General features: G+C 73.4%; 22 protein-coding genes and 1 pseudogene. 15 read left to right on the plus strand and 8 right to left on the minus strand.

Going from position 1 to position 25,296, the window contains the following annotated elements; all coding sequences use genetic code 11:
* The first annotated feature begins 4 nt into the window (after positions 1-4).
* The 5 genes from CS0771_RS13860 to CS0771_RS13880 all read left to right on the plus strand — a co-directional run bounded on the left by CS0771_RS13860 (position 5) and on the right by CS0771_RS13880 (position 4,172).
* Positions 5-946 carry a S41 family peptidase gene (locus CS0771_RS13860; RefSeq protein ID WP_212841346.1) on the plus strand — a complete coding sequence of 314 codons (942 nt, stop codon included), beginning with the start codon at positions 5-7 and terminating at the stop codon, positions 944-946.
* 58 nt (positions 947-1,004) lie between these two features.
* Positions 1,005-1,772 carry a putative protein N(5)-glutamine methyltransferase gene (locus CS0771_RS13865; protein ID WP_212841347.1) on the plus strand — a complete coding sequence of 256 codons (768 nt, stop codon included), beginning with the start codon at positions 1,005-1,007 and terminating at the stop codon, positions 1,770-1,772.
* A 260-nt stretch (positions 1,773-2,032) separates the two neighbouring features.
* Positions 2,033-2,332: a DUF6412 domain-containing protein gene (locus tag CS0771_RS13870; RefSeq protein WP_244870777.1), complete on the plus strand. Its 300-nt coding sequence runs from the start codon at positions 2,033-2,035 to the stop codon at positions 2,330-2,332.
* A gap of 99 nt (positions 2,333-2,431) precedes the next feature.
* Positions 2,432-3,175: a membrane protein insertase YidC gene (locus CS0771_RS13875; RefSeq protein WP_212841348.1), complete on the plus strand. Its 744-nt coding sequence runs from the start codon at positions 2,432-2,434 to the stop codon at positions 3,173-3,175.
* Between the two features lie 148 nt (positions 3,176-3,323).
* The gene (locus CS0771_RS13880) at positions 3,324-4,172 is read left to right on the plus strand and encodes an AbfB domain-containing protein (RefSeq protein WP_212841349.1); all 849 of its coding nucleotides are present in this window, start codon (positions 3,324-3,326) and stop codon (positions 4,170-4,172) included.
* Positions 4,173-4,654: 482 nt separating this feature from the next.
* On the opposite strand, the gene CS0771_RS13885 is transcribed toward CS0771_RS13880, so the two are convergent.
* Positions 4,655-7,492, minus strand: a complete 2,838-nt coding sequence (locus tag CS0771_RS13885; protein ID WP_212841350.1) for an AAA family ATPase — start codon at positions 7,490-7,492, stop codon at positions 4,655-4,657.
* A gap of 120 nt (positions 7,493-7,612) precedes the next feature.
* On the opposite strand from CS0771_RS13885, the pseudogene CS0771_RS38715 reads away from it, so the two are divergent.
* From CS0771_RS38715 to CS0771_RS13905, 4 genes and pseudogenes are all read left to right on the plus strand, one after another.
* Positions 7,613-7,921 (plus strand): annotated as a pseudogene (locus CS0771_RS38715) (metallophosphoesterase); the annotation flags it as partial.
* Positions 7,922-8,575: 654 nt separating this feature from the next.
* Positions 8,576-9,802 (plus strand): trans-acting enoyl reductase family protein, encoded by a 1,227-nt coding sequence (locus CS0771_RS13895; protein WP_371821579.1) that lies wholly within the window; start codon positions 8,576-8,578, stop codon positions 9,800-9,802.
* 201 nt (positions 9,803-10,003) lie between these two features.
* Positions 10,004-11,593, plus strand: coding sequence for a cellulase family glycosylhydrolase (locus tag CS0771_RS13900; RefSeq protein WP_212841351.1), 1,590 nt, complete (start codon positions 10,004-10,006; stop codon positions 11,591-11,593).
* 244 nt (positions 11,594-11,837) lie between these two features.
* Positions 11,838-14,555: a sorbosone dehydrogenase family protein gene (locus tag CS0771_RS13905; RefSeq protein WP_212841352.1), complete on the plus strand. Its 2,718-nt coding sequence runs from the start codon at positions 11,838-11,840 to the stop codon at positions 14,553-14,555.
* On the opposite strand, the gene CS0771_RS13910 is transcribed toward CS0771_RS13905, so the two are convergent.
* Positions 14,556-15,467 carry a LysR family transcriptional regulator gene (locus tag CS0771_RS13910; protein WP_212841353.1) on the minus strand — a complete coding sequence of 304 codons (912 nt, stop codon included), beginning with the start codon at positions 15,465-15,467 and terminating at the stop codon, positions 14,556-14,558.
* Between the two features lie 70 nt (positions 15,468-15,537).
* Here CS0771_RS13910 and CS0771_RS13915 point away from each other — a divergent pair, with 70 nt between their 5' ends.
* Entirely contained in the window at positions 15,538-16,464 is a 927-nt protein-coding gene (locus tag CS0771_RS13915) for a DMT family transporter (protein ID WP_212841354.1), read from the plus strand.
* Between the two features lie 35 nt (positions 16,465-16,499).
* Here the strand turns inward: CS0771_RS13915 and CS0771_RS13920 are convergent, their stop codons facing one another.
* Genes CS0771_RS13920 through CS0771_RS13935 form a run of 4 tightly spaced genes read right to left on the minus strand, consistent with a single transcriptional unit; the run spans position 16,500 to position 20,078 of the window.
* A complete protein-coding gene (locus tag CS0771_RS13920; protein ID WP_212841355.1) occupies positions 16,500-17,447 on the minus strand; it encodes an acyl-ACP desaturase in 948 nt (315 codons plus the stop codon).
* 54 nt (positions 17,448-17,501) lie between these two features.
* Complete coding sequence (locus CS0771_RS13925) at positions 17,502-18,233, minus strand: 1-acyl-sn-glycerol-3-phosphate acyltransferase (protein ID WP_212841356.1); 732 nt, start codon at positions 18,231-18,233, stop codon at positions 17,502-17,504.
* Positions 18,172-19,512: an MFS transporter gene (locus CS0771_RS13930; protein WP_244870778.1), complete on the minus strand. Its 1,341-nt coding sequence runs from the start codon at positions 19,510-19,512 to the stop codon at positions 18,172-18,174. The genes CS0771_RS13925 and CS0771_RS13930 overlap by 62 nt, the downstream gene beginning before the upstream one ends.
* A complete protein-coding gene (locus CS0771_RS13935; protein ID WP_244870779.1) occupies positions 19,509-20,078 on the minus strand; it encodes a helix-turn-helix domain-containing protein in 570 nt (189 codons plus the stop codon). Before CS0771_RS13935 ends, CS0771_RS13930 begins: the two co-directional genes overlap by 4 nt.
* A 200-nt stretch (positions 20,079-20,278) precedes the next feature.
* Here CS0771_RS13935 and ssuE point away from each other — a divergent pair, with 200 nt between their 5' ends.
* Complete coding sequence (gene ssuE / locus CS0771_RS13940) at positions 20,279-20,818, plus strand: NADPH-dependent FMN reductase (RefSeq protein ID WP_212841358.1); 540 nt, start codon at positions 20,279-20,281, stop codon at positions 20,816-20,818.
* Between the two features lie 177 nt (positions 20,819-20,995).
* Entirely contained in the window at positions 20,996-21,562 is a 567-nt protein-coding gene (locus CS0771_RS13945) for a DUF4291 domain-containing protein (RefSeq protein ID WP_212841359.1), read from the plus strand.
* On the opposite strand, the gene CS0771_RS13950 is transcribed toward CS0771_RS13945, so the two are convergent.
* Positions 21,559-22,032: a macro domain-containing protein gene (locus tag CS0771_RS13950; protein WP_244870780.1), complete on the minus strand. Its 474-nt coding sequence runs from the start codon at positions 22,030-22,032 to the stop codon at positions 21,559-21,561. The two genes, CS0771_RS13945 and CS0771_RS13950, sit on opposite strands and share 4 nt — an antisense overlap.
* Before the next feature lie 70 nt (positions 22,033-22,102).
* Here CS0771_RS13950 and CS0771_RS13955 point away from each other — a divergent pair, with 70 nt between their 5' ends.
* Complete coding sequence (locus tag CS0771_RS13955; RefSeq protein WP_212841361.1) at positions 22,103-22,666, plus strand: NADAR family protein; 564 nt, start codon at positions 22,103-22,105, stop codon at positions 22,664-22,666.
* A 24-nt stretch (positions 22,667-22,690) separates the two neighbouring features.
* Here the strand turns inward: CS0771_RS13955 and CS0771_RS13960 are convergent, their stop codons facing one another.
* Complete coding sequence (locus CS0771_RS13960) at positions 22,691-23,380, minus strand: GntR family transcriptional regulator (RefSeq protein WP_212841362.1); 690 nt, start codon at positions 23,378-23,380, stop codon at positions 22,691-22,693.
* 68 nt (positions 23,381-23,448) lie between these two features.
* Here CS0771_RS13960 and CS0771_RS13965 point away from each other — a divergent pair, with 68 nt between their 5' ends.
* Together CS0771_RS13965 and CS0771_RS13970 are read left to right on the plus strand one after the other, a co-directional pair.
* The gene (locus CS0771_RS13965) at positions 23,449-24,315 is read left to right on the plus strand and encodes an amidohydrolase (RefSeq protein ID WP_212841363.1); all 867 of its coding nucleotides are present in this window, start codon (positions 23,449-23,451) and stop codon (positions 24,313-24,315) included.
* Positions 24,312-25,154: a fumarylacetoacetate hydrolase family protein gene (locus tag CS0771_RS13970; RefSeq protein WP_212841364.1), complete on the plus strand. Its 843-nt coding sequence runs from the start codon at positions 24,312-24,314 to the stop codon at positions 25,152-25,154. The genes CS0771_RS13965 and CS0771_RS13970 overlap by 4 nt, the downstream gene beginning before the upstream one ends.
* Positions 25,155-25,296 lie beyond the last annotated feature (142 nt).

Here is a 25,296-nt window from a genome sequence, read left to right on the forward strand (position 1 = left end):
CGCCATGCCTCACACCCGAGTCGAGCGCGCCGTGGCGCTGCTGTGCGAGCACTACGTGTTCCCGGAGCGGGCGGCGGCCGCCGCCGCGGACGTCCGTGACCGGCTGGCCGCGGGGGAGTACGACGGGCTGGACGAACCCGCCCTCGCCGAGGCGCTCACGGCACGGCTCGCGGCGCACTGCGCCGACCGGCACCTGCGGCTGACGGTACGCGACGGGCAGCCGCACGAGGCGCTCTCGGCCGAGGCCGCGCAGGAGCTGTGGCGGGAGCGGCTGCGGCTGTCCAACCACGGCATCGCCCGCGTGGAGCGGCTCGGCGGCAACATCGGCTACCTGGACCTGCGCCTGGTCACCGAGGCGGCGGGCGGCGGGCGGGCGATCGCGGCCGCGATGGAGCTGGTGTCGCACACCGAGGCGCTGCTGATCGACCTGCGGCGCAACCGGGGCGGGTCGCCGGACGGGGTGATCTTCTGGACCAGCTACCTGTTCCCCGACGGGCAGACCCACCTGAACAGCATCACCTCGGCCGCGACCGGGAGCACCCGGCAGTACTGGAGCCTGGCGTACCTGCCCGGCGAGCGTTACCTGGACCGGCCGGTGTACGTGCTGACCAGCGCGTCGACCTTCTCCGCCGGGGAGGAGTTCTGCTACAACCTGCAGGCGCAGGGGCGGGCGGTCCTCGTCGGCGAGACGACCCGCGGCGGCGCGCACCCGACCGACGCGTTCCCGATCACCGCGACGCTGCAGATCTGGGTGCCGACGGCGCGCTCGGTCAACCCGGTGACCGGCACCAACTGGGAGGGCACCGGGGTGATACCGGACCTCGCCGTCCCGGCCGAGCGGGCGTACCCGGTCGCGTACCGCGCGGCGCTGGAGCACGTGCTGGCGACCTCGCAGTCCGCGATGGTGCGCGACGAGGCCCGGGAGGCGCTCGCCGAACTCGGCTGAGCCACGTCCCACCGGGGCGGCCGCTGGGCGCGGGGGTGCTCGCCGTGCGGCGTAGCCTTTGCGGGTGCGTACTGACGTGATCTCGGAGCTGCGGGCGGCGGGCTGCGTGTTCGCGGAGGACGAGGCCGACCTGCTGCTGTCCGTCGCGGACGGGCCGGGCGAGCTGGCCGAGATGGTGGCGCGGCGGGTCGCCGGGCTGCCACTGGAGCACATCGTCGGGTTCGCCGAGTTCTGCGGGCGGCGCATCGTGGTGGAGCCGGGCGTGTTCGTGCCGCGCCGGCGCACCGAGCTGCTGGTCGAGCAGGCGGCGCGGCTGCTGCGGCCCGGCGCGGTGGTGCTGGACCTGTGCTGCGGCTCCGGCGCGGCGGCGGCGGTGCTGGCCGGACACGACGGGGTCGAGGTGCACGCGGCCGACATCGATCCGGCGGCGGTGCGCTGCGCCCGGCGCAACGTCGAGCCGCTCGGCGGCCGGGTTCACGAGGGCGACCTGTACGGCGCGCTGCCCGCCGAACTGCGCGGCCGGGTCGATGTGCTGGTGGTCAACGTGCCGTACGTGCCCACGTCGGAGATCGCGCTGATGCCGCCGGAGGCTCGCCTGCACGAGCCCGCGGTCGCCCTCGACGGCGGCGCGGACGGCCTCGACGTGGCCCGCCGGGTGCTGGCCGGATCGGGTGACTGGCTCGCCCCCGGCGCCCACCTGCTCCTGGAGACCAGCGACGAGCAGGCCCCCACGGCCTGCGCCCTCTTCACCGCGGCCGGCCTCACCCCCCGCCTCGCCCGCGACGACGACCGCGGCGCCGTCGTCGTCCTCGGCACCCGCCCCTGACCACGCCCCCAACCTCCCGCGCCACCCCGCGTGGACCCACTTCGCGCCCGCGCCCCGCGCCCGCGCCCGCGCCCGCGCCCGTGCGGCCGCCAAGATCGTCCGACTTGCCTGGCACTTGGGCGTATCTTGACCCGACATTCGCCCATGTGCCAGGCAAGTTGGCCGATCTTGGCGCGGGTCGCGGGTCGCGGGGGCCGGGGTCTGCGGGGCGCGGCTCGTGGGGTGGGTGGCGGGGTGGGGGTACGGTTGCGCGCGTGTGGATGAGGGGCGCGACGCGCTGGGCGGTGATGCTGTGGCTGGCCGTGCTGTGTGCGGGGGTGGCCGCGGCGGAGCAGCCCGGGCTCGGCGGTGTGCTCGCGAGCGCGGCGGTGCTGCTGCTCGTCTCCACCCTGGCCGTCGCCGCGGCGTGCGGCTTCGGCGCGCTGCCGGCCGGGCGGGCCGGGCTCGACACGGCGCTGCGGGACCTGGCCCGGCGCACGGGTGTGCTGCGCCAGCGTGACCCCGACGCGGCGGGCCGCCCCCGCCCCCGAGCACCCTCGCGCACCCCTCTGGCCTGCTGATCCGGCGTACGCCGGGGCGGGCCGTACGGTTCCCGTCCATCCCGCCGGTGCCGCGTCGCGCGCCCGGCCGGGTCGCCGTCTCCGCCAGAGGGATTCATCATGTTCGATTTCGCGCCGCTGACCGGTGCCGTCCATGCCGCCGTCACCCAACTGTCCACCCTGCTCGCCCCGCTGGGCGGCGCGGCCGCCGCCGTCGTCGCCGTCACGATGCTGGTACGCCTGCTGGTGCACCCCCTGACCAGGGCCGCCGTACGCGGCGAGCGGGCCCGTGCCGCGCTCGCGCCGCGGCTGGTGGCGCTGCGCCAGGAGCACGGCGACGACCGGGTCGCGCTCGCGCAGGCGTACACCGAGCTGCACCGGGAGGCGGGCGTGTCGCCGCTGGCCGGGCTGCTGCCCATGCTGCTCCAGGCGCCGGTGTTCCTGCTGCTCTACCACCTGTTCGTGAGCCCGGAGGTGGCCGGGCGGCCCAATACGCTGCTGGACAGCACCCTTGCGGGCGTGCCGCTGAGCGCGCACCTGTTCAGCCCGGCGGGCGGCGCCGGCTCGCACCTGCTGGTGTTCGGCGCGCTGGTCGCGGTGCTGGCGGCGGTGGCGTGGGGCACGTCCCGGCGGGCGGTGCGGCTGGCCGCCATGCAGGAGCAGCCGCCGACGGGGCTGCTCGCGGCGCTGCCCCGGGTGCTGCCGTACTTCATCCTGATCAGTGCGGCGGTGCTGCCGCTGGCGGCGCTGCTCTACCTGGCCACCTCGACGGCCTGGACGCTGGCCGAGAACACGCTGCTCAGGCGAGGTCTGCCGGTCCGGCCGCAGGCCGCCGTGGCGGAGCCGGGGCCCGCGCCCGCCTAGCCCGTTACGGCGAGGGGTTAAGAAGGGCACCTTCTTCTACGCAAAGCGTTAAGAAGGTGCCCTTCCTTTCGAATGGCAGCAAGCTGCCATGGGTTTCGGTCGGACAGCCGATCGCGGGGGGCGAGGGGTGTCGGTACCGTCCCACATCGTGAGTAGGCACCGGCTGAACGAGGAAGACCACACCGCGATCCTGCCCAGGATCCTGCCCGAGACCGTCGAGGAGCTGGCGGCGCAGGAGCGGGAGCCGCAGCGGGCGGCCGGGCGGCGGTCGCGGCGGCCGGTCGTCGTCGTGGCGGCGGCGACCGTGGTGCTGAGCACGGCCGCGACCGGCTGGGCACTGGCCCGGCCCGCCGCGCAGGCCCCGGTGCCGCCGGTGAGCCTGGCCACCGTCGGCGGCGAGAGCTACGCGGACGGCTTCGGGGAGGCCAGCCCGACGCCGGACACGCAGGCGTGGACGCCGCCGCGCGATCCGGGGCCGCGCCCGTCGAGCCCGGCGCCGCTGCCGTCGGCCTCGGCGACCGGCAGTCCGGCCCTGGCGCCGTCGCCGAGCGCGGCCACGCTGGAGGCCGGCGGGCGGCGCTCGCTGCGCGCGGCCTGGTCGCCGGACCGCTACGTACGGCAGAGCAACGGCGACGCCGCACTGGTCAGCGTCACCACCGGCAGCTCGGGCGAGGTGCGGCTGGCGGCGACGTTCACCGTGGTGGCGGGGCTGGCCGACGCGAAGTGCTTCTCGTTCGCCGGGTCGGACGGCGGCTACCTGCGCCACCGCGACTACCGGATCCACCACGACCGCTCCGACGGCTCGCGGCTGTTCCGCGAGGACGCGACCTTCTGCGTGCGCCAGGGCGGGCTGCCGGGCTCGGTGTACCTGGAGTCCTACAACTACCGCGGCTACTACGTACACCTGCGCGGCGACGAGCTGTGGATCGACCGCTGGCGCGACCGCGACGACTTCCGCCGCGACTGCTCGTTCGTGGTCACGTCACCCTGGGGGTGACCCCGTATCCGTGGTCTGTGCAGCCCGTACGTAGCTCCGGGCGGTTGTTTGCGTATGGCTACGCAGCGCTCTACGGATTGTCGCTCCCGGCCGGTTCGACGATCGTTATGGGCATGGGTGGACCACCCAGGCGCCGCCGGAGACTCCCCAGCGGCACGTGAGCCAGACTCCGTGCCGCTGGGTGGAATCGACCCCGTCGGGGGCGCCAGAACGGTTTGCGGTACCGGCCGGTCACCACCGGCCGTGTCCAGCGCTCGCAGGAGCGGTGTGGCAGGGAGGTGCGCCGTTATCCAGAGCTGGCGGCACACGACCCTGAGGCGGGGGAGTGACCGATCGTCGCTCCCTCGCCACCTGCACGACGAACAGGACCAACAGGCTCGATCCACCGTCGCCGCGTCAGTGCCAGGGCGGGCGGCGGGGCCTGGGGAGGAGGTGGCCTCCGGCGCCGGCGACGGCTCCGGAGGCCGCTCAGCGCCGCGCCGTCAGCCAGGCAGGTCCAGCTCCACGCCGGCCAGCTCGGCTCGCGAATGGACGCCGAGTTTGTGCAGCGAGCGGGCCACATGCTGCTCGACGGTGCGCGGCGACAGAAAGAGCATCTGAGCGATCTCACGGTTGGTGCGGCCCTGCGCGGCCAGCCGGGCCACCTCGCGCTCGCGCGGCGTCAGCCCGCCGCCGTAGCCGGGGCGCCCGCCACGCGGCACGACGCCGTGTTCGCGCAGCGTGTGCTGGCAGCGCGCGGCATCCCAGCCCGCGCCGAGCCCCGCGTACACCCCACCGGCCGCCGCGAGCACCGCCAGCGCGTCCGGGTCGCCGGGCCGCAGGACCAGCTGGCAGCGCGCCCGGCCCTCCTCGGCCTGCGCCGCCTCGTACGGGCGCGGCTGTGCCTCGAACCCCTTGGCGGCGGCGGCGAAGTGGGCCGCCGCCTCGGCGGGCCGGCCCTCGGCGGCGCGCAGGTGGGCCCGGCTCAGCTCCAGCGCCGCCTCGGCCAGCGGCGACTCCAGCCCGCGCATGCCCTCGGCGAACTCCTCGGCGACCTGCCCGGCCTCCGCCAGCGCGCCGGACTGCGCGAGCACCTGCACCGCGTACGGCGCCAGCTCGGCGGCCCAGTTCCACACGCTCTTGGCGCGCACCCGGGCCAGCGCCTGGCGCGCCACCACGACGGCCTCGTCGAGCTGGCCGCGCGCGGTCAGCACGCGCAGATACGCCCCGGCCGCGGCGGCGACCACGGGCACGGTGCTGGTCTGCGGGGCGGACAGCCCGGCGGCGTGCAGCGACTGCTCGGCCGCCTCCCAGTCGCCGCGGGCCATCGCCAGCTGCCCGACGACCAGGTGCCCCTCGACCTCGGTGGTCGGCCCGTCCGGCCCGGTGAACTCGGCCGCCCGGTCGGCCAGGCCCGGCCAGCGGCCCATGGCCCAGTCCAGGCGCAGCCGGGTGCAGCGGGCGGTGGTCTGGGTGACCGACGCGCCGACCTGCTCGGCCAGCTCGGTGGCCTGGCGCAGGTAGTCCTCGGCGGCGCGATGGCGGCCCAGCAGCATGGTGGCGTCGGCGAGGTTCTGCAGACCGCGCGCGACCTGCTGGCGGATGGCCAGCGTCGAGTCGCCCACGGCGGACATGCGCTGCGCGGCGGTCCACGCGGCGGCGTCGCCGAGGTTCATCAGCAGGGTGGCCCGGTTGGCCAGCACCGCCATCTTGATGGCCGCGTCGTCGCAGGCGTCGGCGGCCGCCTCGGCCCGCTCCAGCCAGCTCAGGTGCTCGGCGAAGGAGAAGCCGTGCAGCACCGGCCAGGACAGCACGGCCATCGCGCGAGCCGCCAGCGCGGGCCGCTCGTGCAGCTCCTCGACCGCCTGCTCCACCTCGCCCGCGCCCTCGACGTACTCCCCGGCCTGGTTCATCAGCACCAGGCCCAGCTTGAGCCGCAGCTCGCCGCGGGCCGCCAGGGGCAGGCGGTCGTCGGCCAGGATGCGGCGCAGCAGCGCGACGGTCTGGTCGGAGCGGCGGCCGACCTCGGCGGTCTGCGCCAGCCGGATGGTGAGCCGGGTGCGCACGTCCCGGGGCACCGTCTGGTCGGCGAGCACGTCCTCCAGCTGCGCTATCGCGGCCTCGTTGTCGCCCTCGGCGATGTAGCGCTCGGCGGCGGTCTCGGCGTGGCGCATCCAGGCCTCGTGCCGCCCGGAGCGGCGGTGGTGGTGGGCCAGCCGGGCCAGCGGCGCGCCCGCGGTGGCGTGGGCCAGCGTGTGCGCGGCACGGGCGTGCAGCTCGCGCCGCCAGGGGCCGGGCAGGTTGTCGTACACCGCGCGGGCGGCCAGCGGGATGCGGTAGCCGTAGCGGCCGTCGGCGGTCTCGCTGAGCACCGCCCCGGCCAGCACCTCCATCAGCGCCCGGCGGCCGTCGGCGAGGTCCAGCCCGGACACCTCGCACAGCTGCTCCTCGGCGGCGGGCTCGTCCAGCACGGCCGCGGCCTCGGCGACGTGGCGGCCGTCGGCGGACAGTGCCGCGACCCGGGCGGTGGTCAGCTCGCGCAGCCGGGCGGGCGGGGCGAACCGTGTGCCGCCGAACCCGTCGGCGTCGTCGCCGAGCACCCGCAGCTGGTCGAGCACGTCCTCGATGACCCGGGGCACCCCGCCGGCGGCGGCGGCCAGCCGGGCGGTGAACTCGGCGGGCGGCTCCTGGCGGCGGGCCTGCCGGATGAGCACCCGCACCTCGTCCGGCGGCAGCGGCTCCAGCGACAGGGCCTCGGTGCGCAGACCGGGAGCGTACGCGGCGGAGCCGCCCAGCGGCAGGCCGGGCACCGGCAGCTCCTCCGGGCGGTAGGACAGCACCAGGGCGGCCTCGGGCAGCGGGGCGGCCAGCAGCAGTGACAGCAGGTCGCGCGACTCGGCGTCGATCCACTGCAGGTCCTCGACGACCAGGGTGACCGGCCCGAGCGAGGCCAGCAGCGCCCGGATCGCGCGCAGCGTGCGGTGGCGCTCGCCGGCCGGGTCGGCCGGGGCGGGCAGCGGGTCCGGCAGCCGGTCGGCGAGTTCGGGCAGCAGCGGCCGCAGCGCCCCGAGCAGCGGGTTCAGGCTGTCGGCGGGGGCCAGGTGCGGCCCGGCGGCCAGCAGCAGGCCGGTGACCGCGGCCAGCGGCAGCGGCGGGCGGATCGGCGGGCATGCGGCGACCAGCACGGGTCCGGTCGCCCGCCGCCGCCACTCGTCGATCAGCCGGGTCTTGCCGCTGCCGGCCTCGCCGGACAGCAGCAGCACGGAGGGCGGGTGGGCCACGGTGCTGAGGAATCGTTGCAGAGTCTTGCCGCGCCCGACGAACGATCGCTCTGTCTGCACGTCCGTATCTTCGCCGCACTACCGCACGAGCGCCAAGTCGTACGTTGTGAAGATCCCGTCAGGCGGGCACCGGCGTGTCGCCGATATGGTTGCGGCGCCAGGACATCGAGGGAGGCGCGGATGGGCCGGGTCATCGTCATCGGCGACGTGGGCGGCTTTCCGGACCAGCTCGCCGCGGCGCTGCTCGCCGCCGGGGCGCGGCGCAGGGACCTGCGCCTGCCGCCGGAGCTGACCGTGGTGCAGGTCGGCGACCTGGTCGACCGCGGGCCGGACAGCTCCGGCGTGCTGCGGATCGTGCGCGAGCGCCTCGACGAGCAGCCCGAGCAGTGGATCCAGCTGATGGGCAACCACGAGTCGCAGTACGTGCCCGGCGGCGACCGGTTCTATCCCGAGCGGCTGTCCAAGGCGGACGCGGCGCTGCTGCGCGGCTGGTGGGACGACGGCAGGCTGCGGGTGGCCGCGGCCATGCGCACCGCCGACGGCGAGGATCACCTGGTCAGCCACGCGGGGCTGACGCCCTACTGCTGGCGCGAGCTGGGGGAGCCGGCCACCGCCGCGGCCGCCGCGCGGCTGCTGAACGCGCGGCCGGAGCCGCTGCTGTGGCGCGGGTTCCATACCGGCGCCGACGGCGAGTCCGGGCCGCTGTGGGCCGAGGCCGGATCCGAGCTGTACGCGGGCTGGCTGGCCCACTACGCCGAGGGCGGCTTCGTGCCGTTCGGCCAGATCCACGGCCACTCCTCGATCGTCGGCTTCCGCGACCGGAGCTTCCGCTGCTCAGGCCGGGTGCGCCAGCGGGCGACGGTGGACTGGGAGGCGCGCCACGTGCGGGTGCGCGCGGGCGGCCGGGTGCTGATCGGCATCGACCCCAAACACGGCCGCCAGGGCGCGCCGCAATGGTCCCCGCTCGCGCTGGACGGCGCGTCGGTGCTGTTCGCCGTCTCTGAGCCGGTCCTGGTCGGGGTGGGCGCGGCGGAGCCCGGCACGCCTGATCGCGGTCCGTCGGCGCACGGCATGAGGCCCGGTGACCCGGGCACCTCCGGTGCCGCCGGGGTTGGCGGACGGGCAGGTGCGCAGCCGGATGACCTGACGGCGAGACCGGCGGACCGCGCGGACGACGCCGCGACCCGGGCTGACCGGGCCGGGCGGGCGTACGACATCGTGCTGTTCGGGGCGACCGGGTTCACCGGCGGGCTGACCGCCGAGTACCTGGCCGGGCACGTGCCGCCGGGGCTGCGCTGGGCGCTGGCGGGGCGGGACCCGGCCCGGCTGGCGGCGGTGCGGGAGCGGCTGGCCGCGCTCGACCCGGCTCTCGCGGAGCTGCCGCTGCTGCGGGCCGACGCCGGTGACGCGGCGTCGCTGCGGGAGCTGGCCGGCTCGGCCCGCGTGGTCATCAGCACGGTGGGCCCGTACGTGCTGCATGGTGAGCCGCTGGTCGCGGCGTGCGCGGCGGCGGGCACGGACTATGTGGACCTGACCGGCGAGCCCGAGTTCATCGACCTGATGTACGTCCGGCACCACGCCGAGGCGGTGCGCACCGGGGCACGGCTGGTGCACGCGTGCGGCTTCGACTCGGTGCCGCACGACCTGGGCGTATACCTGACCGTCAAGGAGCTGCCGCAGGACGGGCCGATCCGGGTGGACGGCTACGTGCGGGCCGGTGGCGCGATCTCCGGCGGGACGATGGCCTCGGCGCTGCTCGCGTTCTCGCGACGCCGTCAGACGGCGCGGGCGGCCCGGGAACGGCGGGCCGTGGACCCGCGCCCGGAGGGCAGGCGTATCCGCACGCCGCTGGGCCGGATCCGGCGCGCGTCTGCCGCGGGCGGCTGGGCGGTGCCGCTGCCCACGGTGGATCCGCAGGTGGTGGGCCGTTCGGCGGCGGCGCTGGCCCGGTACGGGCCGGATTTCGCGTACACCCACAGCGCCGCGGTGAAGCGGCTGCCGGTCGTGGCGGCCGCGCTCGCGGGGGCGGCGGTGCTGTTCGTGCTGGCGCAGCTGGGGCCGGTGCGGCGCTGGCTGATGCGGCGGCTGCCGGGCGGCAGCGGCCCGAGCGAGCAGCGGCGGGCGCGGAGCTGGTTCCGGGCGGTGTTCGCAGGGGAGGGCGGCGGCCGCCGGGTGGTGACCGAGGTGTCCGGCGGCGACCCCGGCTACGGCGAGACCGCGAAGATGCTGGCCGAGTCGGCGCTGTGCCTGGCGCTGGACCCGCTGCCGCCTACGGCCGGGCAGGTCACCACGGCGGCGGCGATGGGCGACGCCCTGACGGCGCGGCTGGTGCGGGCGGGCATCCGGTTCGACGTGCGCACGGTGGAGTGAACCGGTTCAGCCTATCACGCCTGGTAGTGCGATCAATACATGGCGGTCGCACCTTAACCGGTTGCGTCCATCGTGGCATCCACCTATGCTGATGCCGACGCTGTAGGGAGCCGGGCTTCGTTCGGGCTGCGTCACTGGAGTTCCTCGTGTCCGTCCCCCCGTCGGCCGTGCCGCCGGGGCCCGCTCCCTTCCGAGGTGAACATGAAACGCAAGATCGCGCTGGCGGCTGCGTCCGTGCTGGCGCTCGCCGCGTCCCTGGTGGCCTTCAGCCAGCCCGCGCAGGCCGCCACCGGCATTCGCGTCAGCAACGGCAAGCTGGTCGAGGCCAACGGCACCGCGCTGAAGCTGCGCGGCATCAACCACCCGCACGCCTGGTACGCCACCCAGACCAGCTCGTTCGCCAACATCAAGGCGGCCGGGGCGAACTCGGTCCGGGTCGTGCTGTCCGGCGGCCGGTGGACCACCAACACCGCCGCCGACGTCGCCAACGTCATCTCGCTGTGCAAGACGAACAAGCTCATCTGCGTGCTGGAGAACCACGACACCACCGGCTTCGGCGAGCAGAGCGGCGCGGTGAGCCTGGACGCGGCGGTCAACTACTGGATCAGCATCCAGTCTGCCCTGACCGGCCAGGAGAACTACGTCATCCTGAACATCGGCAACGAGCCGATCGGCAACAACGCGGTCACCCCGAACTGGACCGACGCCACCAAGAGCGCCATCCAGCGGCTGCGCAACGCCGGGTTCCAGCACACCATCATGGTGGACGCGCCCAACTGGGGTCAGGACTGGTCGTTCACCATGCGCGACAACGCGCCGAGCGTGCTGGCCGCCGACACCACCGGCAACACCATCTTCAGCGTGCACATGTACGGCGTGTTCGACACCGCCGCCGAGGTGACCGCGTACGTCGACTCCTTCACCAGCCGCAACCTGGCGCTGTGCGTGTGCGAGTTCGGCGACAACCACTCCGACGGCAACCCCGACGAGGACGCCATCATGGCCAAGACCCAGAGCGCCGGCATCGGCAACATGGGCTGGTCGTGGAGCGGCAACGGCGGCGGCGTCGAGTACCTCGACATGGTGACGGGCTTCAACCCGGCCCAGCGCAGCACCTGGGGCAACCGCTACATCACCGGCGCCAACGGCCTGTCCACCACGTCGACGCAGGCCACCATCTACAACACCAGCGGCGACACGCAGGCGCCCACCACGCCGGGCACGCCGACCGCGTCGAACGTGACGTCGTCCTCGCTTTCGCTCTCCTGGACGGCGTCCACGGACAACGTGGGCGTGACCGGCTACGACGTGGTCCGGGTGTCGGGCTCGACCGAGACCGTCCTGGCCTCGCCGAGCACGAACTCGGCCGCGCTGACCGGGCTGACCGCGAGCACGCAGTACACCCTGGCGGTGTACGCGAAGGACGCCGCGGGCAACCGCTCCACCCGCTCGGGCACGGTCAGCGTGACCACCTCGGGCGGCGGCAACGGCGGCTGCACGGCGACCTACGCCGTCACCAACCAGTGGCCGGGCGGCTTCCAGGCCGGGGTGACCGTGACCAACGGCAGCACCGCCAGCACCAGCTGGACGGTGACCTGGACGTTCGCCAACGGACAGACGATCACGCAGATCTGGAACGCGCAGGACACGGCGAGCGGCGCGAGCCACACCGTGCGCAACATGTCCTACAACGGCAACCTGGGCCCGAACGCGAGCACGTCGTTCGGTTTCACCGGCACCTGGAACAACTCCACCAACGCGGTGCCGGCGCTGACCTGTACCCGTAGCTGACGCTCCTGATCGGCAGCTCCGCCCGGGACCGCGGGATGCGGTTCCGGGCGGAGCCGTTCAGTTCCCGGCTATCGCCGTCTCCACGCTTATTGGGGAAATTGAGGCTTATTTGGAGGCATCAGCGTGTAAATGCGCGATTTCTCATTTCGGCTCGTTAGCCTGGCGCACTGTCAGCGACACCACACGAGCTGGAGGCAATCACGCTATGGGTCATCGGAGATCGCTGCCCGTCGGTGCGGCGCTGATGTCAGGAATCCTCACGATGGCGGTGTCCGGCCTGCCCGCCGAGGCCGCGCCGCCCAGCGCGCCGGTCATCACCGAGCCCGGTGCGGACAACACCCTGGTCAGTGCGGCCGATGTGCACATGGAGTCGGCGCCTTTCAGCGACCCCGACGGCGACCAGCACCTGTGCAGCGAGTGGGAGATCACCACCGGCGGCGAGCGGGTCTGGGCCAGCGGCTGCACCGGCGGCGTGCTGCGCTACCACATCCACCTGGGCGACGGCGTGTTCGAGAACTCGCACACCGGCCGCAAGGACCTGGTCCCGGACAAGGACTACCAGCTGCGGGTGCGCTACCGCGCCAGCAGCGGCGACGACGAGTGGAGCGACTGGTCGGAGCGGCCGTTCCGCACGGCCAAGGAGAAGCAGCCGCTGCCCGACGCGCCGCAGTGGCTGGTCAAGCAGGCCGGTTACAAGGTCGAGGAGGTGGCCGGCGGATTCCAGCTGCCGGTCAACATCGCCATGGCCCCCGGGCACGCGCTCGACGCGGCCAAGCCGCTGTTCTACGTCACCGAGCTGTACGGCAAGATCAAGGTGGTCAAGGGCGACTACTCGGTCGGCACCTACGAGGACGACCTGCTGAACTTCGACCCCACCGGCGCGTTCCCGGGCAGCGGCGAGATGGGCGTCACCGGCCTGGTCGTCGAGCCGGCGACCGGCGACGTGTTCGCCTCGATGGTCTACAAGGACGGGGGGAACTTCTACCCCAAGGTCGTCCGCTTCCACAGCACGGACGGCGGCAAGACCGCCGCGTCGAAGAAGACCATCCTCGACCTCGACGACGAGCCGCAGAGCGCCTCGCACCAGATCTCGAACCTCAGCATCGGCCCGGACGGCAAGCTCTACGTGCACATGGGCGACGGCATGGAGCCCGCGCGGGCGCAGGACATGAACTCCTACCGCGGCAAGATCCTCCGGATGAACCTGGACGGTTCGGCCCCGTCCGACAACCCGTTCTACAAGGCGTCCGACGGCATCGACTCGCACGACTACATCTTCGCGTCGGGCTTCCGCAACCCGTTCGGCGGCGCGTGGCGGGCCGCCGACAAGCAGCTCTACGAGGTGGAGAACGGCGGCGGCGCCAACGACCGGTTCGCCCGGGTGACCCGGGGCACCGACTACGGCTGGGACGGCGACGTCGGCGACACGAAGAAGAACGCCCTCTACACCTGGGAGGACACCGTCGCGCCGGTGAACATCGCGTTCACCGAGCCGAGCGTCCACCACGCCTCGGGGTTCCCCGAGGACAAGTACGGCCACGGCTTCGTGACCACCAGCGGGCCGACCTACGCCACCGGCCCGCAGGACGACGGCAAGCGGATCGTCGACTTCGGGTTCAACGCCGACGGCTCGGTTACCGCCCCGAAGACGCTGGTCGAGTACAACGGCAGCGGCAAGACCACGGTGGCCGGCATCGCCGCGGGCCCGGACGGGCTCTACTTCAGCGGCCTCTACGCCGACTCCGGCACCGACCCGACCAAGTCCGGCGCCAAGATCTACCGGGTGCGGTACGCGCCGACGAAGTCCACCTCGGGCGTCACCATCTACGGCGACCGCGACTTCAAGGGCTCCTTCCAGGCACTGGGCGCGGGGGTGCACGACGCGAGCAAGGGCGGGCTGGGCTCGGTCGGCGGCGACAAGATGAGCTCGCTCAAGGTCGGTCCCGGCTACCGCGTGGTGATCTGCCAGGACGACAGCGCCGCCGGGCGCACCAACGCCCTGAACCTGGGCCTGTGCCGCTACTACGGCCCCGGCCAGCACCAGTACGTGGGCGCCGACCTCAACGACAAGACCTCGCTGATCACGGTCATGGGGGCGGCGGCCAAGAACGGCTCCGGCGTCACCGCGTACCGCGACGCGGACTTCGAGGGCGCCGATCAGCCGCTGGGCGTCGGCGGTTACGAGGTGAGCGCGGGCGAGCTGCCCGACGTCGACGACGCGACCAGCTCGCTGAAGATCGACCCCGGCTACCAGGCGGTGGTCTGCCAGCACGACCGCGCCGCCGGGGTCAACAGCGGCCAGGTCGGCCCGTGCCGCTTCTACGCCGCGGGCGAGCATGTCACCCTGGGTGACAGCTTCAGCGACAACATCCACCTGATCGCGGTCGGCGGCCCGGCGGTGACCATGTTCAGCGAGGCCGGGCTCCAGGGCAACCGCCAGGCCTACACACCGGGCATCTACGAGGCGGTGCGCGGCCAGTTCAGCGTGGTCGGCAACGACGCGATCACCTCGTTCCGGGTCGAGGCCGGCTACCGGGTGCTGATCTGCAACAACGACAGCAAGTTCGCCAAGAACAAGGGCGACCTCGGCCCGTGCCGGCAGTACCGCGAGGGCGTGCACAACCTGCAGGGCACGCCCGTCGACAACACCGCGTCGCTGATCACGGTGCTCGCGGGCCCGAGCAACGGCGCGCGGATGACCGTCTACCGCGACCGCGACTTCAAGGGCGTGTCCAACAAGTACGGCATCGGCGTGTACGGCGCGACCGAGCTGGGCCCGGTCGGCAACGACAAGATCAGCTCGCTGAAGGTGGCCGCCGACCACCGCGCCGTGGTGTGCCGCCACGACCACACCAAGCCCGACGTGAACGTCAGCCCGTGCCGCTACTACGCGGCGGGGGAGCACAAGTACACCGGCGCCGACCTCAACGACGACATCTCACTGGTGGCCGTCGCCAAGTAGTCACGCGAGGCCCATCTCCCCGGGCACCGCGAGCAGCCCCTGGACCAGGTTCTGGACCAGGGGCTGCGCCCTGCCCTGGCGGGTGACCAGGCTGATGTAGCGGCTCGGCGCGGGCGGGCGCAGGGCCAGCACGGACACCCCGGCCGGGGGCGCGGTCAGCGACACCGACGGGATGAGCCCGATGCCGACCCCCGCCGCGATCAGCGACACCGCGAAGCCGTAGTCGGTGGTCCGGCAGCAGACGTTCGCCTCGAACCCGGCGATGGCCGCGTAGCCGTCCAGCAGCTCGCCGACGGATACGCAGCCCTGCACCCAGCGTTCCCCGGCCAGGTCGGCCAGGTCGATCTCGCCGCGCCCGGCCAGCGGATGGGCGGCGGGCACCACGATCCGCATCGGATCGTCCAGCAGCGGGGTGAGCGCCAGCCCCGACCGGTCGCCCGCCCGCACCGGCGGCGGGCCGTCGAAGTGGTACACCAGCGCCAGGTCGGCCCGTCCCTCCCGGACCAGCGCCAGGCTGTCCCCGGTCTCGGCCTCCAGCACGGTGATCTCGGCGCGCGGGTGCGCGGCGGCGAAGCCGGTCAGCGCCCGCGGCAGCAGCAGCTGGCCGCCGCTGATGAAGGTGGCCACGGTGAGCCGCTCGGCCTCGCCCTCGGCCAGCCGGCTGATCCGCTGCTGCGCGTGCACCAGCTCGGCCAGCACCACCCCGGCCGACTCGACCAGGACCCGGCCCGGGGCGGTCAGCGTGGTGCCGCGGGTGGTCCGCTCGACCACGGGCGTGCCCAGGCTGCGCTCCAGCGCGGCGATCTGCTGGGACACCGCCGACGGGGTGAGCAGCAGCGCCTGCGCCGCGCCGCTGAAGCTGCCGTGCTCGGCGACCTCGCGCAGGATGCGCAGCCGCTGCAAGTCGATCATTAGCACCTCTTCAAGCTGAGTAAGCAGTTCATCACTACCGCTAACAACCGTAGCGCGCGAGGCTCTTCATATGAAGCGTCAAGCCTGGCTCCTACTGGCCGCGATGTCGGTGCTCTGGGGCATCCCGTACCTGTTCATCAAGATCGCGCTGACGGAGCTGTCACCGCCGATGGTCGTGCTGGGACGGACCCTCATCGCGGCGCTGGTGCTGCTCCCGCTCGCCTACGGCCGGGGCGCGCTGGCCAGGCTGCGCGGCAGGTGGGTCGCGATCGGCGGGCTGTCGCTGCTGCACGTGGTCACGCCGCAGCTGCTCATCACGTACGGCGAGCTGCACATCAGCTCCTCGCTGACCGCGCTGCTGCTGGCCGGACAGCCGCTGTTCATCGTGCTGCTCGCGCTGCGCTTCGACGCCACCGAGCGGGCCGGTGCCCGCAAGCTGCTCGGCCTGCTCGCCGGGCTGGTCGGGGTGGCCGCCGTCGTCGGCTTCGACCTCGGCGGCGGCGACCGCCTGCAGCTGATCGGCGGCGGGCTGGTGCTGCTCGCCGGGCTGTCGTACGCCGGAGCCACCATGCTGGTCAGGAAGAAGCTGGCGGATGTACCCCCGCTGGGCGTGGTCGCCGGGACCACCGGCATCGCCAGCGTGCTGCTGCTGCCCGCGGGCCTGCTCACCGCGCCCGCCGCGCTGCCCGGCTGGGACGCCGCCGCCAGCGTGCTGGTGCTCGGCCTGCTCAGCACCGCGCTGGCCTTCATGGTCTACTACCGGCTCATCGCCCTGTCCGGCGCCGCCTCGGCCTCGCTGGTCTCCTACACCAGCCCCGCCGTCTCCGTCGCCCTCGGCGTCGCCCTCCTCGGCGAACCCCTCAGCCCCGCCACGGTCCTCGGCTTCGCCCTCATCCTGGTGGGTTCCTGGCTCGCCACCCGCAAACCCACCCCGGCTTCCACCGCCTCGGCCACCCCGACCCCGCGCCCGGCCCCCGCCCTCGCCGGTCGATCATGAACAACGCGGCGAGGCGCGAGGCGCGGGGGTGCGGGTCAGGCGGCGGTGCGGGCGGCGGCGCGGGCCTGGGCGGCGGCGCGCTTGTCCTCGAAGCGGGTGGCCTGGCGGTCCAGCTCGGCGAGGAACTCGACCAGCTCCTCGCGGTGCTTCTCGCCCTCGGGGGAGAGGTTGGCGCGCTCCAGGGCCTTCAGCTGGCGCAGCACCGGCATGACCACCTCGTCGTGGTGGATGCGCAGGTCGTAGATGCCGGCCACGGCGATCTGCACCGACTTGCGGCCGAAGTTCTCGATGGTGTGGCCGGGCATCTGGAAGTTCTTCACCACCCGGGTGATCGCCGCCATGGTGTCGTCCGGGGCCAGCTCGAACGCGGCGGTGAGCAGGTTGCGGTAGAACAGCATGTGCAGGTTCTCGTCCGCGGCGACCTTGGCCAGCAGCGCGTCGCAGACCGGGTCCCCGCTGATGCGGCCGGTGTTGCGGTGCGAGACCCGGGTGGCCAGCTCCTGGAACGAGACGTACGCCAGCGCGCCGAGCACGTCCGGGTGGTCGGTCTCGAAACCGCCCTCCATGTGCGTCATGCGGGCCCGCTCCAGCGCGATCGGGTCGACCGCGCGCGTGGCCAGCAGGTAGTCACGGATGGCGATGCCGTGCCGGCCCTCCTCGGCGGTCCACCGGTGCACCCAGGTGCCCCACGCGCCGTCGCGGCCGAACCGGGTCGCGATCTCGTAGTGGTAGCTGGGCAGGTTGTCCTCGGTGAGCAGGTTCACGATCAGCGAGGTGCGGGCGACCTCCGACAGCTTCGACTGGCCGGGCTCCCAGGCCTCGCCGCCCAGCGGGCCGTCGAAGTCGCGGCCCTGGCTCCACGGCACGTACTCGTGCGGGAACCACTCCTTGGCGGTGGCCAGGTGCCGGTTGAGGTTCGCCTCCACCACTGGCTCCAGATCGAGCAGCAGCTTGGTCGTGGTGTCGGTGTTTCCGGTGGTCACGCGTCCTCCTGGGGTGGGCTCGTAACTACGGTACCGTAACCTACGGTGCCGTAGTCAGTCCTCGTCCACGGAGTCTTTCAGCTGCTCGGGGGTGGGGGCGGTGCCGCCGAGGTGCGCGGGCTGCCACCAGGAGTCCTCAGGACCCTTCGGCTTGTCCGGGTAGTCGGCCTGCGCCCGGTCCAGCAGCGCCTGCATGCGGGAGTGCAGCTCGGCCGTCACGACCTCGGACTTGTCCCGCCGGCCCGGGTACATCGGCTCGCCGACCAGGAGCGTGACGGGGATGTGCCGCTGCCCGATGCGGCGCGGGCGGCCCTTGGTCCACAGGCGTTGCGGGCCCCACAGCGCCATCGGGATCAGCGGCACGCCGGCCGCCGCGGCCATCCGCGCCGAGCCGCCCTTGATCTCCTTCACGGTGAAGGACTGGCTGATGGTGGCCTCGGGGAAGACGCCGATGATCTCCCCGTCCTTGAGCGCCGCCAGCGCCGCCTTGTACGAGGCGAGCCCTGCCTCGCGGTCCACCGGGATGTGATGCATCCCACGCATCAGCGGTCCCCCGATGCGGTGCTCGAAGATCTCCTGTTTCGCCATGAACCGGACCATCCGCTTGGACGGCTGCGCGGCGAAGCCGCACAGGATGAAGTCCAGGTAGCTGATGTGGTTGCAGGCCAGCACCGCGCCGCCCGAGGTCGGCACGTGCTCCGCCCCGCGCAGGTCGATCCGCAGGTCAAGGACGCGGAACGCGGTCTTCGCGAGGGCGATCACGGGCGGGTAGATGCGGTCGGCCATGGCGTAACACTAGAGCCAGCCGCCCGGCACGGATACGGCGCGGCACGTGCCACAGCAGCAGCGCCGCCGGGCACAGCAGCAGCGCCGACACCGCGAACGCCGCGCCGGGCCCGCGCGCCGTGGCCAGCCAGCCCAGCGCCGGCGACCCGGCGCCCGCGCCGAGCTGCAGCACCAGCGAGTCCACCGACAGCACGGTGGACCGCTCGCCCGCGCCGACCCGGTCGTGCAGCAGTTGCCCGACCGGCGCCACCATCGCGCCCAGCCCAACGAACATCAGCAGGTACGCCGTACCGGCCGCGACGACGCCGGTCACCCCGCTCAGCGAGGCGGTCCCGGCGAGCCCGGCCAGCGCCAGCGCGGCCGCGAGCAGGCAGACCGCCACGGCGCGTCCCGGCGAGCCCAGCCACCGGGTCAGCGGTGCCGAAAGCGCGTTGCCCGCCGTCCCGGCGGCGAAGCCGACGGCCGCGACCAGCGCGTACGCCAGCACCCCGCCGCCCGGCCCGCCCGCGAGCACCGCCATCCAGGCCGGGGTGAGCAGCTCGATCACGGCCAGCGCGACGCCCGACACGGCCGACATGAACAGCAGCCGCACCAGCACGTGGTCCCGCCCGGCCAGCCGCAGCCCGGCCGCGACCGTGTCCGGCACGCCCCGCAGGACCTCGCCCAGACCCGGCCGCACGGCACGCGGTTCCCGCATCGCCACCGCGACGACGACCAGCAGCGCCAGCTGACACACCACCGCGAGCAGCACGGGCACGGCCAGTCCGGGCACGTCCGCGCCCGGTCCGGCGGGCCACAGGAACGGGATCGTGCCACCGGCGAGCACGCCGACGGCCATCGCGGCGGAGGCGGCCATCCCGCCCCGGGCCAGGCCGGGGGCGAGGTCGGCGTCGCGGCCCGCGGCGGCGTGCACCGCGTCGACGTACCAGGCCTCGGCCGGGCCGGACGACAGCGCGCGGGCCACCCCGCGCAGCAGCGCCGACGCGGCCAGCGGCCACAGCGAGCCGCCCAGGCCGAGCAGCAGCAGCCCGCCCAGCCCGGTCACCGCCGAGGCGAGCAGCACCGGCCGCCGTCCGAGCACATCGGACAGCCCGCCGGTGGGCAGCTCCAGCACCACGATGGCCACCGAGTACACCGCGCCGATGGTGGCCACCTCACCGAGGCTGAGCCCGCGCTCGAGCATGAGCAGCACCATCGGCGCCAGGTACAGCCCGACGGGCAGCCAGGTCAGGAAGGAGATCGCGACGTACCGGCGCCGCGCCGAGTCCGCCGTGATCACGCGCCGGCCGTCCGGGGCAGGCCCGACACGACGATGCTGACCGGCCGCGCGGCCGGGTCGGCGGCGTCCTGCGCGGCCAGCTCTTCCGCGTGCGCGTAGAACCTGGCCCACAGCGTGTTCACCGACGCCGGGGTGAGCCGGAGCAGCAGGTCCCCGACGCCCGACGCCTCGACCCACTCCTCGGGCAGCGTCGGCAGCGCGGCCTCGAAGCCGTCGAGGTCGTCGAGCAGGATCTGCGCCTGCTGGCGGCGCATCACGGCGGACGCCGTGCGCCCCTCCTCGGTCGCGGCCATCGCGGTGGCACTCCACTCGTTCACCCGGTGCACCGCCTGCCAGCGCCGCGCCCTCGGGTGCCCCGCCCCGCCCGCGTCCTCGATGAACCCGTGCTCGGCCAGCACCCGCAGGTGATAGCTGGTCGACCCGCTGTCCGTGCCGAACCGCTTCGCCAGCTCCGTCGCCGTGGCCGCCCCGTGCTCCCGCAACGCCCCCAGCAGCCGCGCCCGCAGCGGATGCGCGATCGCCTTCAGCGCCGCCACATCCCCGACCTGCCGCACCCCATCACTCATGCCCGCACCGTAACCCATGCAGAATTCCCTTTGCAAAGAGAATTCTGCATGCCACCCTCTGATGCGCCGATCTTGCGTGGGATGTGGGTACGACACGGGCAGAAGCCGTGAACGGGCAACAGTTCGCGCAAGATCGCCGGTGCGGGGGCGGGGGTGGCGCGATACGGTGGCTGCGGCAGTTACCGGACAGGGGGAGACACGTGGCCGTCGTCGTCGCGATCAGCGGCTCGCCCTCGCCGTCGTCGCGCACCGCGCGTGTGCTGGCCAGTGTCGCGAGCGGTCTGGACGCCGAGATCGACACCATCGCGGTACGCGAGCTGCCCGCCGACGTCCTGCTCGGCTGCGACCCGGGGCACCCGGTCATCCTCGACATAGCCGAGCGGCTCCAGCGCGCCGACGGCGTGATAGTCGCCACACCCGTCTACAAGGCCGCCTACAGCGGGGTGCTCAAGGCGCTGCTGGACCTGCTGCCGCAGTACGCCCTCGCGGGCAAGACGGTGCTGCCGCTGGCCACCGGCGGCACAGTGGCGCACGTGCTCGCCATCGACTACGCGCTGCGCCCGGTGCTCACCACGATGGGCGCCACCCACGTGCTGCCCGGCTACTTCGTGCACGACCAGCTCATCAGCGACGGCCCGGACGGTGGTGTCGTCATCGCCGAACCGGCCCGCAGCCTTCTCGACGGCGTGGTTGCCGCCTTCGCCGACGCCCTCACCGCCAAGACCGCCGCCGTCGCCTGACGAGGGCTGGGCTGGCAGGCATGATCGCGAGTTCGTGTCCGAAGGTGCGGTCTGAGCACAGGTTTTGACACGCAACAGCGATCATCGGGCCGGACCCCGACCTGGACCGGCCGGACCGCGCCAGCCGCGCCGCAAAACGGTCGACAGCGTCCGCCCACCGGCCGGATCATGCTGGTCATGACGACGCCCACCCGACAGATCAGGGCGGTGTTCGACGACAGCACGATCACCGTCTATCAGGCATACCGTCCCGAGATCGGCGACGCCGCACTCGCCCTGGGACGTTTCCCCGACTGGTATCGCCGCGACCGGATGACCTGGATCAAGCCCTCGTTCCTGTGGATGATGTACCGCTGTGGCTGGGCGACGAAGCCCGGTCAGGAGCGCGTGCTGGCGGTCCGGCTGCGGCGCGACGGCTTCGAGGCCGCCGTCCGGCAGGCCGTGCCCAGCCACCACGACCGCGACGCGTACCCGGAGCGGGCCGACTGGCAGCGTGCGCTCAAGCGCTCGCCGGTCCGGGTCCAGTGGGACCCCGAACGCGACCTGCACCACCGGCCCCTGCCGCACCGGGCGATCCAGCTCGGCCTGTCCGGCACGGCCGTGCACTCCTACGTGGACGAGTGGACCGTCGGCATCACCGACGCCACCGCCCTGGCCCACGAGATCCACGCCCTGGTGCAGGCCCGTGACCTGGACGCGGCGACCCGCATGCTGCCCGCCGAGCGCGCCTACCCCCTGGTTTAGAAGTCGTACACCGTCACCGGCACCCCGGCGGCGAGCAGCGTGCCTTTGACGAGCGGCTCGATCCGCTCCCACCTGCCGCCGGACAGCCCGCAGCCGATCCGTGGCATGTGCACCGACGCCTCCAGCCGCTTCGCCTCGACCGCCAGCTTCGCCAGGCACGCCTCGATCGCCTCATACCGCACCGGCGGGCCGGAACTGCCCGTCTTCGTGCCCCGCTGGCCGACCATGTTCGCCACCCAGGTGTCCGGCAGCACCTGCACCAGGCGCAGCGCGCCGAGGCCGAAGTCGTTGCGGGCGCGCTCCCGGTGCCAGCGCCGGAAGTCGCGCTCCGGCTCGGGCCAGCGCCGCGAGATCGCGAGCACGAAGCCCTTGCCCCAGCCGCCCGCGTCGTTGCACACGTGCGCGATCACCTTCGGGCCCTTGGCCTGCGGGCTGGTCGCGTCGCCCTTGATGACCGTCAGCGTGCTCACGGCGCCATTCTGCGCCGTGCCGGTGACAACCCGCTCGCGTTTTCCGGGCCGGTCGGGCAGGCTGGCGCGCATGTCACCGCGTACCGTCGCCGAGCTCACGGCCCTGGTGGAGGCCGGTCGTAAGCCGAAGTACCTGATGTTCTGGGGCCACCAGCCGCAGCCGGACGGCAGCGTCGGCCAGGGTTGCCTGAGCCAGTGGTGGCCGGCCGCGTTCACCGCCGACGGCCACGCGTTCGCCAGCGCCGAGCACTACATGATGTGGCGCAAGGCGAACCTGTTCCGAGACACCGCGACCGCGGCCCGCATCCTGGCCGTGGACCACCCGCAGCAGGCCAAGGGCCTGGGCCGCGAGGTACGCGGGTTCGACCAGGCGGTCTGGGAGCGGGAGCGGTTCGGCATCGTGGTGGCGGGCAGCGTCGCGAAGTTCGGTCAGGACGACGCGCTGCGCGCGTACCTGCTGGGCACGGGTCAGCGGGTGCTGGTGGAGGCCAGCCCGGTCGACGCGGTGTGGGGCATCGGCCTGTCCGCCCGCGACGACGCGGCCTGGGACCCGCGCCGCTGGCCGGGCCTGAACCTGCTCGGCTTCGCCCTGATGGAGGCACGCGACCGGCTCGGCGGCGCCGGCCTCAGCTGAGTTCGCCGTGGCGGGCGGCGGGGCTCAGCGGCCGTTGTCGAAGGCGGGCAGGTGGCGGTCGCGGGCGGAGGTGACGTGGTGGCGCATCGCCGCCTCGGCCTCGTCGGCGTCGCCCTTGGCGATGGCGGCGGCGATGCGTTTGTGCTCGCCCGCGGTGTCGCCGGTGCCGGCCGAGGGGAAGTACAGCCGGTGCAGGTGCAGGTGGGAGTGCAGCCGGATGATGGACTCGCGCAGCAGGCCGCTGCCGGAGGTCTCCGCGATCAGGTCGTGGAACTTCGCGTCGAGCGCGGTGAACGCGGCGTGACGCCGGTAGCCGTCGCCTGCCTCGACGCCGACCGTGGCGGCGGCCTCCTCCTTGACCCGGCGGCGCTGCTCGGCGTCGGCGTGCACGGCGGCACGGCGGGCGGCGGCGGGTTCGAGCAGCAGCCGCATCTCGAAGAGCTCCTCGAACTCGGCACGGGTGAGCAGCGAGGTGGTCGTGTAGCCGGACATCGCCCGCTTGCGGACCAGGCCGTCGGACTCCAGCCGGGCCAGCGCCTCGCGGACGGGGGTGGGGGAGACCTCGAGGGTACGGGCGAGGCCGTCGATGCTCACCCGCTCGCCGGGCGGGACGGCGTGTTCCATGATCAGCGTTTTCAGCGATTCATAGACGTCGTCAGTCAGCGTGAGCCGCTGCGCGGGCCGGACGCGGCCCGAGATGGGCGGTGTGACCATCTTGCACCCCTTGACTGTCGCCGTCGTGAGCGAGTACACCTTACCGATACGGCAATGATATAGGATCTATGATTCTACGGAAGGGCGACCACGTGCGGATCGACGCGCACCACCACCTGTGGACCGCCGACTACGCCTGGCTGGGCGAACCCGGCCTGGAGCGGCTGCGGCGCGACTACACGGTCGACGACCTGCGCCGCGAGCTGCCGACCGCGAAGATCGACTTTACCGTGCTGGTCGAGGCGGGGCAGTGCCGGCTGGCGGAGACCGAGCGCTTCCTCGCCCTGGCCGAGCAGACCCCGGAGATCGCCGGGGTGGTCGGCTGGGCCTCGCTGACCGATCCCGACCTGCCCGGCACCATCGCCGCGCTGCTCGCCGGGCCCGGCGGCGACCTGCTGGTGGGCATCCGCGACCAGGTGCAGGCCGTCGCCGATCCGGCCTATCTGGCCCGCCCGGACGTACGCGGCGCGCTGCGCGCGATCGGCTCCGCCGGGCTCGCCTTCGACCTGGTGGTGCGCGCCGACCAGCTGCCCGCCTGCGCGGCGGCCGTGCAGGCCGTGCCCAACACCATGTTCGTCCTCGACCACCTGGGCAAACCACGGATCACGGCGGACGGGCTGCGCGACTGGCGGGACGCGGTGGCCCCGCTGGCGATCTGCGACAACGCCGTGACGAAACTGTCCGGGCTGCTCACCGAGGCCGGTCCGGACTGGACGGTCGAGGCGATCGCGCCGTTCGTGGAGACCGCGCTGGAGCTGTTCGGCCCCGACCGCGTCATGGTCGGCTCGGACTGGCCGGTGTGCGAGCTGGTCGCCTCGTACGCCGACGCGGTCGCCGCGGTCACCCAGTGCCTGTCCGGGCTGTCGCCCGCGGAACGGGCGGCCGTCGAGGGCGGCACCGCCGTACACACCTACGATCTGGAGATCAACCGATGAAGTTCATGCGGGTCGGCACGCCCGGCGCGGAGAAGCCGGTGCTGCTGTCCGGCGGGCGGCACTACGACCTGTCCGGGATCACCGCCGACATCGACGGCGCGTTCCTGGCCGACGACGGGATCGCCCGGGTCCGCGCGGCCCAGGCCGGGCTGCCCGAGATCGACGTGACCGGGCTCCGGGTCGGCGCGCCGGTGGCCCGGCCGGGCGTGGTGCTGTGCGTGGGGCAGAACTACGCGGCGCACGCCGCCGAGTCGGGCGCGCCGCCGCCGACCACCCCGATCGTCTTCTACAAGGCCCCGAACAGCGTCGTCGGCCCGTACGACGAGGTGCTCATCCCGCGTGGCTCGACCACCACCGACTGGGAGGTCGAGCTGGCGGTGGTCATCGGCCGCCGCGCGCGTTACCTGGAGTCCCCGGCGCACGCCCTCGACCACGTCGCCGGTTACCTGCTGTCCAACGACGTGTCGGAGCGGGACTTCCAGCTGCACCAGTCGGGCGGGCAGTGGTCCAAGGGCAAGTCGTGCGAGACGTTCCAGCCGCTCGGGCCGTGGCTGGTCACCCCCGACGAGCTCGCCGACGTGCAGAGTCTGGGCCTGCGCTCGTGGGTCAACGGCGAGGTCCGGCAGGACTCCAGCACCAAGGACATGATCTTCGACGTGGCGTACCTGATCTGGCACCTGTCGCAGTACACGGTGCTGGACCCGGGCGACGTGGTGAACACCGGTACGCCGCAGGGCGTGGGCCTGTCCGGCCGGTTCCCGTACCTGGCCGAGGGCGATGTGGTCGAGGTCGAGATCGACGGGCTGGGCCGCCAGCGCGTCACGATGGGCCAGGCCTGAGCGGAGAAGCCCGGAGGCGGTGCGGCCGGCGGCGTGCCGCACCGCCTCCGTCCACATCGCGCGCAGTCGAGGATGCGACACATTCACGGTCAGTGGCGGCTCCTGCTCCGAACGTAGTCTCGGTCGATCTGCTTCTCTCTCA

This window comes from Catellatospora sp. IY07-71 (assembly GCF_018326265.1).
GTDB lineage: Bacteria > Actinomycetota > Actinomycetes > Mycobacteriales > Micromonosporaceae > Catellatospora.